The sequence below is a fragment of the Streptomyces sp. NBC_01244 genome, from assembly GCF_035987325.1.
Classification (GTDB): domain Bacteria; phylum Actinomycetota; class Actinomycetes; order Streptomycetales; family Streptomycetaceae; genus Streptomyces.
In genome coordinates this window covers 1243891-1255986 of the sequence record NZ_CP108488.1, presented here as the reverse complement: position 1 = coordinate 1255986, position 12096 = coordinate 1243891, and the positions used below count along the sequence as shown (strand labels likewise).

At 69.7% G+C, this 12096-nt stretch carries 5 protein-coding genes; 4 read left to right on the top strand and 1 reads right to left on the bottom strand.

From position 1 onward, the window contains the following. Nucleotides 1-175 precede the first annotated feature (175 nt). The 4 genes from OG247_RS05335 to OG247_RS44750 all read left to right on the top strand — a co-directional run bounded on the left by OG247_RS05335 (nt 176) and on the right by OG247_RS44750 (nt 10512). Nucleotides 176-3091 (top strand): ATP-binding protein, encoded by a 2916-nt coding sequence (locus tag OG247_RS05335; protein ID WP_327251114.1) that lies wholly within the window; start codon nt 176-178, stop codon nt 3089-3091. A gap of 175 nt (nt 3092-3266) precedes the next feature. Beyond that, a complete protein-coding gene (locus OG247_RS05330) occupies nt 3267-6431 on the top strand; it encodes a TIM-barrel domain-containing protein (protein WP_327251113.1) in 3165 nt (1054 codons plus the stop codon). 267 nt (nt 6432-6698) lie between these two features. Next, a complete protein-coding gene (locus tag OG247_RS05325) occupies nt 6699-9035 on the top strand; it encodes a hypothetical protein (RefSeq protein WP_327251112.1) in 2337 nt (778 codons plus the stop codon). A gap of 1192 nt (nt 9036-10227) precedes the next feature. Beyond that, nucleotides 10228-10512, top strand: a complete 285-nt coding sequence (locus OG247_RS44750) for a ricin-type beta-trefoil lectin domain protein (RefSeq protein WP_442813582.1) — start codon at nt 10228-10230, stop codon at nt 10510-10512. A 289-nt stretch (nt 10513-10801) separates the two neighbouring features. Here OG247_RS44750 and OG247_RS05320 read toward each other — a convergent pair whose 3' ends face one another. Next, on the bottom strand, nt 10802-12007 hold the full coding sequence (locus OG247_RS05320; RefSeq protein ID WP_327251111.1) for an ROK family transcriptional regulator: 1206 nt from the start codon (nt 12005-12007) through the stop codon (nt 10802-10804). Nucleotides 12008-12096: the final 89 nt, after the last annotated feature.

The following is a 12096-nucleotide window of genomic DNA, read 5'->3' as shown; positions in this document are numbered from 1 at the left end:
GTACCGTGCGGACGCGCGCATAGGTAGAGAAGCAGGTAGTACCACGGCTGTGCAGGGAACCCGGCCGGGCGAGTGTGGAGGCATGACCTGAGGCACCTGTCACCGACGGGGCCACGGGCGGTGTTCGAGCAGTCCCTGCGAAGAGGTACTCACCATGATCGGAAGGTCTGTGGACATGTCCACAGAGGAAGAAACCGCGAAGCACGGTTACCCGATGGTAGGCAGGGAGCGTGAGCTGTCCCTGCTGGCCTCCGTGTTCTCGCGTCCGACGGCGGTCGTCTTCGTGGAGGGTGAGGCGGGGGTCGGCAAGACCCGCCTGGTCCAGGAAGCGACGCGTGCGCTCTGCGACCGTGGCGTACGCGTGCTCGTCGGCCGGTGCCACCCGCTGCGGGAGCCGATTCCGTTCGGCCCCGTACTGGAGGCGCTGCCGGCCGCAGCCGACTGGCTCCCCGACGTGGCTCGGCTCAGCCCCCAGACCGGCGCGCTCGCGCCGCTGCTCCCCGGACTGGCCGACCACCTTCCGCCGGAGCCGCATACGCCGTCGGACCCTCGCCTCGCGCGGCTCCAGATCCTGGGGGGCCTGCGCGGCGTCCTGGAAGCCCTCTGCCCGGCGGTGCTCGTGGTCGAGGACATGCACTGGGCCGACGAGACCACACGGGAGCTCCTGCTATGGCTGGCACGTGACCCGCCGCCGGGCCTGACGCTCGTGTTCACCTACCGCAGCGAGGACCTGCCCCGGGCCACTCCGGTCCTGGGCGCCCCCTACCGGCGACCGCCCGGGACCAACGGGGCGGAGATCCGTCTCGAAGTCCTGACCGAGCGCGACGTATGCGACCTCGTCGGCGCCGTTCTCGGTGCGAGGGCCACCTCGAGGCTGGCGCGCTCGGTCCACGAGCGCAGCGCAGGGCTGCCGCTCGTCGTGGAGGAGGACCTTCTCTGCCTGACGGGCCGGGGGGCGGAGCGCCGGACGCAGGACGGGGAGGTGGACGCGCACGACGAGCTTGCGCTACTGGAGAGCGCCGAGGTGCCCCGAGCACTTCAGGAGGCGGTCCAGATGCGCATGGCGCGCCTGTCGGAGCCGGCGACCGCCCTCGTCCAGGCCGCCGCGGTCCTCTCCGTCCCCGCCGACTTCCCCACCCTGGCCGAGACGGCGGCCATGGACCTGGATGAGGCCACCGCGGCCCTCGCCGAGACGGTTCGGTCGGCCCTGCTGCGCGAGACCGGCCCCGCACTGTACGGGTTCCGCCACGCCTTGGCCCAGCAGGCCGTCTACCGCGACATCCTCGGACCGGTGCGCGACGGCCTTCACCGGCGCGCTCACCGAATCCTGGAGGCGCAGCCGACTCCGCCCCTTGTGCAGATCGCTCACCACACCCGGGCCCTCGGAGACGTGCGCAGGTGGCTGCGGGAGGCCGAGGCGGCGGCAGGCCAGGCGCTCGCCCTCGGGGACGACGGAGTGGCCATCGCCCTCAACCACGACATCCTCAGGCAGCCGGGCGTGAGGCCCGATGTCCGCTCTCGCGTCGCGCTGAACCTGGCACGCATCGCCGATTACAGCGTCGACTACGCCGCGGGTGCCACGGCGCTGCGGCGGATCCTCGCTGATCCCGAGCTGGAGCCGGAAGCGAGAGGGGAGGTACGGCTCGCCCTCGCACTGTTCCTGATCGATCAGCAGGGCGAGAAGCAGGGCTACGCCGAGCTCGAACGCGCCGTGGACGAATTGCGGAACCGGCCCGACCTCTCCGTGCGTGCCATGACCTCCCTGGCCCGGGGCGAGCCCCACGTGCCCCGCGCGACGGCCAGGACGTGGATGCGGCGGGCCGAACGAGCGGTGTTCGAAGTCCCGTCGGCGCTCGCCAAGTCGGCGGTGCATGCCACCAGCCTGGACCTGATGGCTCGCGACGGGGATCCGGAAGTCTGGGACCTCGTGGACCAGCTCCCGAGGGACGTCGAGGACCGCGAGGTCCTTGGGCACCATCTGCGCGCCCTGAAGAACGTCGGCGTCGCCGCGATGGAGCGCGGCTTCGACGGACGGGGCACCCGTCTGTTGGAGGAGTGCCGCGTTCTCAGCTCCCGGTCCGGCTTCCGGACGACGGAGTGCAACAGCCGTGTCGCTCTGCTGACTCTTGATTGGCTGGGCGGCCGGTGGGACGGACTGGAGGAGCGGTTCCGCGTACTCGGTGCCGAGGCGCCCGACATGCTTCCGGTCACACGTGCCGCGGCGGGAGTCAGGGGGAACCTCGCGATGGCCCGAGGCCAATGGGCGCGTGCGTTGCAGGAGTTCCGTCGGGCGGTGCCCGTGGAGGACCAGTGCGCCGGGGCGGGTGAGGTGGTGTCGGCCGTGAGCGGCATTGCGCAGGTCCACCTCGCCCAAGGCGATGCGGAGGCGGCGTGGGCGGTCGTCGCCCCGGTTCTGGACCCCTCGCTCACGGCTCCGCGGGCGTGGGCCAACGGGTTGATGCTCGTGGCGGTCAGAGCCGCTCTCGAGTGCGGCCACCGCGACGCCGCCGAGCGCCTGGTCGACGCGGTGGAGGAGGACACCCGGGGCACGGACTCGCCGGCGGTTGCCGCCGTGTTCGCCCTCACTCGTGGCATGCTCCTGCGGCACGACGGAGACCTGGAGGGGGCGGCGCTCCGCTTCGGCCTTGCCCGGTCGGCCTACGCGGACATGCGGCGGCCCTACGCCGCCGCACACGCGGCCGAGTTTCTGTCCGAGGCGATGAGTACGAGGGACCGCGAAGCCGCCGGCGGCGAGCTCGCACAGGCAGCCGACACGTATGCGGCCCTGGGGGCCACGGCAGACACCGCCCGCTGCGAGGGCAAGTTGAGAGATTTCGGCCTGTGGCGGCCTTCCTCTCCGGGCCGCCGGGGATACGGCCTCGACCTCTCCCCCCGGGAGAAGCAGGTCGCCCACCTCCTCGCGGACGGTGCGGCCAACCAGGACATCGCCCGGACGCTGGTCCTGTCCGTCAGGACGGTCGAGCACCATGTGGCCCGGACGCTGAAGAAGCTGGGTGTCACGCGAGAGGTGCTGCGCCGTACGGACGTGCTCGCTCAGCCCGACTACCTCCTACGCTCCGACAACGGCTGACCAGGAGCTCAGGCTAACGCACTCTCCATGCATTCAAGCTGTCCATTTCTGTGTGTAATCAACCGTCACCGTGCATGTCTTTTCACATGACTGTCGTCTCACGTACATTGCGGCCCAACCTACTTGGAGTCCGGACTTACGCCCCCGCGTGCCCGGACCGTCTCAGGGAGCCTCGATGCGATACGGGTCGAACCCGGGCATGCGCCCACCCCGCAGGAGATTCACAGCCGCCGCGATCGCCCTGGTCCTGGCCGGCGCCGGGATCGCGACCGTGGGAACCGTGGGAGTCGCCACGGCAGCCGTCGAGACGGCCGGTTCGGTGACGGATTTCAGTCAGTCGGGCTCCACGTTCACCGCTACGACGTCCTCGGGCGCCAAGGCGCGTATCTCCTTTGCCCGCAGCGATATCTTCCGCATATGGCTCGCACCTGACGGTTCGTTCACGAACGACCCCGCCGGGAGCGCTCTCGCGGTCAAGACCGACTTCGGCCCCGTGACGACGAGCTACAGCGATGTGGGCTCGTACTACCGGATCACCACTCCGGAGCTTTCGATCCGGGTCAACAAGTCGCCGCTGAGGTTCTCCGTCTACCGGGCGGACAACACCACGCTGGTGTGGGAGGAGACCGCGCCCACCAGTTGGGACAGCGGGAAGACCACGCAGCACCTCGCGCAGGGCGCGGACGAGCAGTTCTACGGCACGGGTCTTCGACTCGGCGAGTGGGCGCTGCGCGGCAAGACCGTCCCGGTCGCCATCGACAACCATTGGAACGAGAACGACAACGCCAGCCCGGCGCCGTTCTACATGTCCACCAAGGGTTACGGCGTCATGCGCAACACCTGGGCGCCCGGCTCGTACAACTTCGGCTCTCCCGGAGCCTTCACCCACAATGAGAACCGCTTCGACGCCTGGTACTTCGTCGACACCTCGCTCAAGGGCGTCCTCGACGACTACACCGATGTCACCGGCAAGCCGTTCATGGCTCCCCACTGGGGCTTCGAGCTCGGCAACGCCGACTGCTGGAACGCGTCCAACCCGGACTACCGGGGTGATCACACACGTGCCGACCACCAGACGACCAAGGACATCGTCGGATACGCCTCGGACGCCCGCGCCGCGAACATGCCGTCGGGCTGGTTCCTGCCCAACGACGGTTACGGCTGCGGCTACACGGACCTCACCGACACCGTGAAGGCGCTCGGCGAGAAGGGCTTCAAGACCGGTCTGTGGACCTCCACCGGCCTTGCGAACATCAAGGACGAGGTCGGGGTCTCCGGAAGCCGGGGCGTCAAGACGGATGTCGCCTGGGTCGGCGGCGGCTACAAGTATGCGTTCGACGGAGTCCAGCAGGCCGTCGACGGCATCGAGAAGAACTCCGACGCGCGCCGTTTCGTGTGGACGGTCGACGGCTGGGCCGGCACCCAGCGCAACGCGGTCGTCTGGACCGGCGACACCAGCGGCACCTGGGACGACATGCGCTGGCACGTGCCCGCCATCACGGGCGCCGGCCTGTCCGGTCTCAACTACGCGTCCGGCGACGTGGACGGCATCTACGGCGGCAGCCCCAAGACGTACGTCCGGGACCTGCAGTGGAAGGCCTTGACCCCGGCCTTCATGACCATGTCCGGCTGGGGCACGACCGGTCCGACCGCCGGCTACCAGGACAAGCAGCCCTGGCGGTTCGCAGAGCCGTACCTGTCGATCAACCGCAAGTACCTCCAGCTCAAGATGCGCCTCATGCCGTACCTGTACAGCATGAGCCGCGTCGCGCACGAGACCGGTGTGCCCAGCACCCGGGCCATGGTGCTCGAGTACCCGAACGACCCCGTGGCCCGCGGCAACGAGACCAGCGGCCAGTTCATGGCGGGCGACTCCTTCCTCGTCGCCCCGGTCGTCTCCGACACCGACGTGCGCAACGGCATCTACCTCCCGGCCGGCACCTGGACCGACTACTGGACGGGCAAGAGCTACACGGGGCCGGGCTGGATCAACGGCTACAGCGCCCCGCTCGACACGCTCCCCATGTTCGTCAAGGGTGGCGCCATCGTCCCGATGTGGCCGCAGATGAACTACACGGGCGAAAAGAGCGTCTCGACGCTCACCTACGACATCCACCCGCGCGGCAACTCCTCCTTCACCCTGTACGAGGACGACGGCATCACCCGCGCGCACGAGGGCGGTGCCTTCGCCGAGCAGAAGGTGGACGTCACCGCCCCGGCCTCCGGGTCCGGCGACGTCACCGTCTCCGTGGGGGCCTCCACCGGTTCCTACACCGGTAAGCCCGCCTCGCGCGGCTACGAGTTCAGTGTCCACACCGCGAAGGCACCCACCGGTGTCACCGTCGGCAACACGACGCTGGCCCAGCAGAGCTCCAAGACCGCCTACAACACTGCGACCACCGGCTGGTACTTCGACGCGAACGACCGCGGCGGTGTCCTGTGGATCAAGTCCGGCAGCAAGTCCGGCGCGTTCACGGTGAAGGCGACCGGGACCACCCTCCCGACCGCCGGCGCCATCCCGGTCTCCCCGCAGATCTCGAAGACGAACTGGACCGCCACGGCCGACAGCCAGGAAGCCTCCCAGCCCCCCGGCAACGCGATCGACGGCAACCCCGCCACGCTGTGGCACACCGCCTGGTCCTCCGGCACCCCCGCGGCGCTGCCCCACGAGCTCCGGATCGACCTCGGCAAGCGGTACACCGTGGACGGCCTCGTCCACCAGCCCCGTCAGGACGGGGGAGTGAACGGCCGGATCGGCAAGTACGAGGTGTACGTGTCCGACAGCACGGCCGACTGGGGTTCCCCGGTCGCGACCGGCACCCTCGCGGACATCGCCGGAAGCAGCTCCCTGCACCTGACTCCGAAGACAGGCCGCTACCTGAAGCTCAAGGCGCTCAGCGAAGCGGGCGGCCGCGGCCCCTGGACCAGCCTCGGTGAACTTTCCGCCACTGGTACGGCGGCACCGCTGCCGAGCAACACGCAACTGGTCAACGCCGCGTCCCACAGCTGCGTCGACCTGCCGGGCAGCAACACCACAGCCGGTACGAAGCCCACGCTGTACAGCTGCCACGGCGGCGGCAACCAGACGTGGACGTTCCAGTCCGACGGCCGACTGACCGGTCTGAACGGCGTCTGCCTCGATGGCGGTGCCGCCACGGAAGTCACCGTGCAGACGTGCAACACGAGTACGGGACAGAAGTGGTCCCTCGGGGCCGAGCAATCGATCCGCAGCGGGACCAAGTGCCTGGCGCCGGTGGGATCGGCCACGGCGAACGGCACGCGGCTGACCCTGGCGACCTGTGGCAGCGGCACGGATCAGAGATGGTCCTTCACCCCCTGACGCGCCACCGTCACGGAGGGACCCGCCGTATCCCCAGCCCGTGACGGGCGGGGGATACGGCGACACACACGGGCGGCGGGCACGCGGTGGACCGACCCCGCCTGCCCGCCGTCTACACGTGCCCGTCTGTCCTTCTGTGACTCGGGCTGCTTGGAAACCCCGCATACACCCGATATGAACAAGGAGGTCGTAGTGACCGACTCGGTACCGGCGGTTCGCCGGTCAAGAACAGCCCGCTCGCTCGGAAGGCGCCTCACCGGCGTGGCCGTGAGCGCCGCAGTGGCCCTCGGAGGATCGCTGGTGGTGACGGCCGTCAGCGAACCGACTTCTGCCGAGGCGTTGGTGCCGCCCGGTGTGTACGGTGCGACGAAGCCACACATGGGCTGGAACTCCTGGTTCTTCTACGGCAAGGCGATCTCCGCCAAGATCATCGCCGACCAGGCGGCCGGGATGGCGACGCCGAACGCGAACCTCCCACTCAACGGCTCAGGCAAGCACAAGAGCCTGGCCGACCTCGGCTACCGCAACGTCGGCATCGACGACGGATGGACGTCCGGAGGCGGCAAGGGACGCGACGCCAACGGCGTCTTCGTCCCCAATGCCACCTTCCTGACAGGCGCACAGACCAAGGCGGTCACCCTGTCCAACGGCACCACCGTTCCCGCGCGTGCGTTGAACACCATGAAGGACCTCACCAACTACATCCACGACCTCGGCCTGCTGGCCGGCATGTACACCGACACCGGCGCCACGGGCTGCGGAGGCATGGACGGCAGTGCCGGTCACGAGGCCCAGGACGTGACCACGTTCGCGGACTGGGGTTTCGACTTCCTGAAGTTGGACCACTGCGGCGGCATGCCGTCCAGCTACCCCACGGTCATGGCGAACTACAAGGCGTGGGGCAGCCTCATGGCCAATGCCAAGACCTCCGCCGGCGTCAGCCACCCGATGGCGCTGGACATCTGCCAGTGGGGCGCAGCCTCCCCGGACGGCCCGTGGATGTGGGGCGGCGGCGCAGGTCGCACCTGGCGGACCGGTCGCGACCTCTCGGGCAACGTCGGTTACGGGACGACGTCCAACGGCGGCTCGACCTGGGTCAACTGGGGCCAGGTCCACGAGAACTTCAAGTTGAACGACCACCCCAGCAATCACGCCGCCGGTCAGTACAACGACCCGGACTACCTGATGATCGGGCCCGGCTTCGGCAATGACCCGACCACCGGAAAACAGCAGACCCACGGAACATCGACCACGCTGTGGGGTCTGACCCCGGATGAGCAGCAGTCCTACTTCGGGATGTGGTCCATCCAAGGTGCGCCGCTCGTGCTGGCGACCGACCTCATCAACGTCACCGCAGCGAGTGCGGCGATCATCGGCAACGAGTCCGTGATCGGGGTTGCCCAGGACAGCGCCAACCGCCAGGGGGAGAAGGTCCTGGACGACGGCTCCGTCCAGGTCTGGTCCAAGCGACTGGCGGCCGGGGGCACCCGGGCCGTCCTGCTCCTGAACACCAGCAGCAGCTCGAAGACCCACTCGTTCACTACCAAGGACCTCGGCCTGAACGGCACGTCGACGGTGCAGAACCTCTACACCGGTCAGGGCCTCGGAACCCTCGGCCCGACGGACTCGAAGTCGTTCACCCTCGCCCCTCACCAGTCCGTGCTGCTCAAGCTGACCGGCGCGACCGACCAGCGGCCGGAAACGGTCTTCGTCCCGACCGCGACGGGCGTGAGTCAGAAGAGCTGGAACGGCTCCTCGTGGTCCGCGTGGCAGACCCTGTCGCTGGGTACCGCGGGGTCGACCGGCCCCGGATCGATCAAGGGCGAGCCCGCCGTGGTCTCCACTGCTGGCGGCACGGACGTGTTCGTCCGGGGCGCGAACGACACGCTGTGGGCCAACACCTACAAGAACGGCGCCTGGGGCAACTGGGTCACCTTCCCCGGGATGGTGCTGACGTCGAGCCCGACCGCGGCGAGCCTGGGACGGGACCGCATCGACGTGTTCGTCCGCGGCACGGACGGTCGGATCTACCAGCGGACCTTCCAGCAGACGCCCGGCGCGGACGACAAGCCGGCGTACTGGTACGACGTCAAGTGGACGACCAGCTCGGTCGCCCACACCGGCCCCAGTACTCCCACCGGGAGCGGCACCATCGTCGGCGCCCCGACCGCGGTGGCATCGCTCAACCGCATCGACCTCTTCGCCCGCGGCAACGACGACGCGCTGTGGCAGAAGAGCTACGTGAGCGGCGAGTGGACGGGCTGGAGCAAGCGCGGTGGAGCGCTGGCTTCGTCGCCGACCGCGGTCAGCGGCGGCCCCGGTCAGATCGAGGTGTTCGCCAAGCTGGCCTCCACCGGCAACGTCGGCCAGTTCAGCTGGACCGCCGCCGGCGGCTGGTCCTCCTCCTGGTACGACCTCGGCCGCGCGAGCGTCGGTGCGCCGACGGCGGCCCAGGTAGGTTCCCGGATCAACGTCTACGCCCGCGCCACGGACAACACCCTGTGGCAGTGGTACCGCATCGGAAACGGACCGACCGGCACCTGGCAGCAGATGGACAGCACGCTCCAGCTGACCGGGAGCCCCGCCGCGGCGGGCCATTACTAGGACACGCGTCGGGTTGTGATCCCTCCGCTGCATCCGCCCCGCAGCGGAGGTTGATCCGACTCGTCCTCCGTGGACAGATCGCAGCTGAAGGGTGTTGAGCGAGGGGCCGTACCCGCCCGCCGGCGGGTACGGCCCCTCGCCCATGGGTGCGGCGGCTCGCTGCGCACCCGCACCCGCGTACACCAGTCGCCGCAGCTCCGGAGGTGCGAGGCCGGAGCGGGCCTTTGCGAGCTGGCGTGGGGCTACCGGCGTTCGGTGGCCGTCATCGTCCGCCTCTTCGCCGAGGACGGTGCACCGCTGTCCTGTTCGCGCACCGGCGCACCGTGTCGCGGTGCGCCGCCGCCGGCCCGGACGGGGTGGGGCCGAGGCCGCGGGAGGGGCCGGGTCGTGACTCGGCGGGCGGTGCGATGGGCAACGATCCGGAAGAGGGCGGCCCCCGCAGGGGCCCCGTCGTGGGGAGGTGCTTCTGCGGCTGCCGCAGGGTCCGGGCCTCGTGCCCCGTCAGGTGCGGCGGACGGCCTCGTAGGGGCAGGGCAGTCGCGGCCCATGCGCCGTACGGCAGTCCGGCCTGTTCGACACTCACCTGCCGTTCCAGACGGTCGATGCGTCGTGGACCGCCGGCGGCGCGTCCGGTTCACCGCCAAGCCGGCGTCCTTCGGTTTGCACACTCTGTGCAGCGGGATCTTCAAGAGAATCCACCCGCCGACCGACACCACCACCGGTCAGGTCGCGACGGGTACCCGCGGCGGCGTTTCCGCCCCGGTCTCCGGGTCCGGCGACGTCACCGTCTCCGTGGGGGCCGCCACCGGTTCCTACACCGGAAAGTCCGCCTCGCGCGGCTATGAGTTCAGCGTCCACACCGCGAAGGTACCCACCGGTGTCACGGTCGGGAGCACGACGCTGGCACAGCAGAGCTCCAAGACCGCCTACAACGCCGCGACCACCGGCTGGTACTTCGATGCGACCGACCGCGCTGGCATCCTGTGGATCAAGTCCGGCGCGTTCACGGTCAAGGCGACCGGGACCACCCTCCCGACCGCCAACGCGATCCCGGCCTCCCCGCAGACCTCGGCGAGCTCTCCGCCACGGGTACGGTGGCACCGCTGCCGAGCAACATGGAACTGGTCAACGCTGCTTCGCACAGCTGCGTCGACCTGCCGGGCAGGAGCACCACACCCGGCACTAGCCCACGCTGTACAGCTGCCACGGCGGCGGCAACCAGACGTGGACGTTCCAATCGGACGGGTGGCTGACGGGTCTTAACGACGTCTGCCCCGATGGCGGTGCCACCACAGAAGTCACCGTGCAGACGTGCAACACGAGTACCGGACCGAAGTGGTCCCTCGGGGCCGAGGGATCGATCCGCAGCGGCGGCAAGTGCTTGGCGCCGGTGGGATCGGCCACGGTGAACGCCACGCGGCTGACTCTGGCGACGTGTGGCAGCGGCACGGACGAGCGGTGGTCCTTCACCTCCTGACGCACCACCGTCGCGAGTGGAGCCGCTGGCTCCCCACCCGCCACGAGTGGGGAGCCAGCGAAGCGCGCGGGCGGCGGGCGGTGGATCGCCCCCTCCTGCCCGCCGTCGTCCGTGCACCCGTCAGCGCTCCCTGTAGCTCATGCTGCTTGAACACGGCCACGTCGGCCCAAGGCGACCGTAAGCGTCCCCCCGCACGACGCGATGGTGGTCATCACACAGAAGTGAACTCGGCGGGCATCGCCCATGCGCGGCCGCGGCCGCGCATGGGCCGACGGCGGACTGGCGCGTGTCAGAGCATGCCAGTCAGTCGCTGCTCCGCCGTGTCCAGAGACATGCGGATCGCGCCGAGAACGACACCCCTTTCCCGCAGTGCGGAGGTACGCAGCTCGATCGGTGTCAGCAGCATCCGCGCGAGTTCCGTGCGGACCGCGCCGAAGAGCACGTCGCCCGCTCCGGACACGCCGCCGCCCACGACCACGCACTCGGGGTCGAGAGCCAGCAGTTGGGTTGCCAGACCGCGTGCGAACCGGCGGGCCACGGTTCGTACCACGGTGAGGGCCTGCTCGTCGCCGTTCGCCGCGGCCTCGAACAGGATGGCCACGTCACCGCCCGAGCGCAGGGCTTCGCGCAGTGGCCCGGTGCAGCGTTCCGTTGCCAGTTCGAGGATCGCCCGTGCACCGACCAGCCGCTCGAAGGGGCCGAGTCCGTCGACGACCGGCTCCGGCTCGTCGTCCAAAGGCGTGGTGAGGTCGACGAATCCGAGTTCACCGGCCGCCGAGGACGCGCCGCGGTGTGGTTTGCCGTCGATGATGATGCCCGACCCGATGCGTTCGCCCCAATGGACGTAGAGCAGGTTGTCCTCGGCCGGACCGCGCCAGCGTTCCGCTGTCACGGCCAGGTTGACGTCGTTGTCGAGCAGCACAGGGCAGCCCAGCCAGTCGCGCAGTTCGGCCAGCACCGGTAGGCCCGCCCAGCCGGGGATGCTCGGCGCGAGCACCACCTCGCCCCGTTCGACGTCGACCACGCCGGGAGTACCCACGGTGACCGCCCACAGCGAGGTCGGCTCCACGCCGGCGTCCGCCGCGACATCGGCCAGGGTGGTCCGCAACAGCTCGGCCGCCTCGCGGCCGACCACCCCGGGTGCGAGTGCAACGCGCCGCTCGGCGCACACGGTACCCGACAGGTCCGCGAGGGTCACCAGCAGCTTGTGGGGGCCGATATCGATGCCCGCCACGTGCCCGTGCTCGGCGCGGAATCGGGCGCGCTGCGCGGGGCGGCCGACGCCGCTGTCCTCGGTGACCAGGAACTCCAGCACCCCGATGTCGGCCAGCGCGGTCAGGGCCCGGGACACCGCGGGCCGGGACAGCCCTGTGGTGGCGACCAGGGCCGACACCCGCGCGGTCATGCCGTCGGTGGACCGCAGGGCATCGAGCACGGCGGTGGTATTGATGCGGCGCAGCACATGGGGCCCGGTAGCCGTGGGCGCGATCGTCATCGATCCTCATCTCCCTCTTGACAGGTGGCCTAGAGCACCCCAACAGTATGCCCACGAGTATCGAATAGTTCGATACTAATTCACCGCAG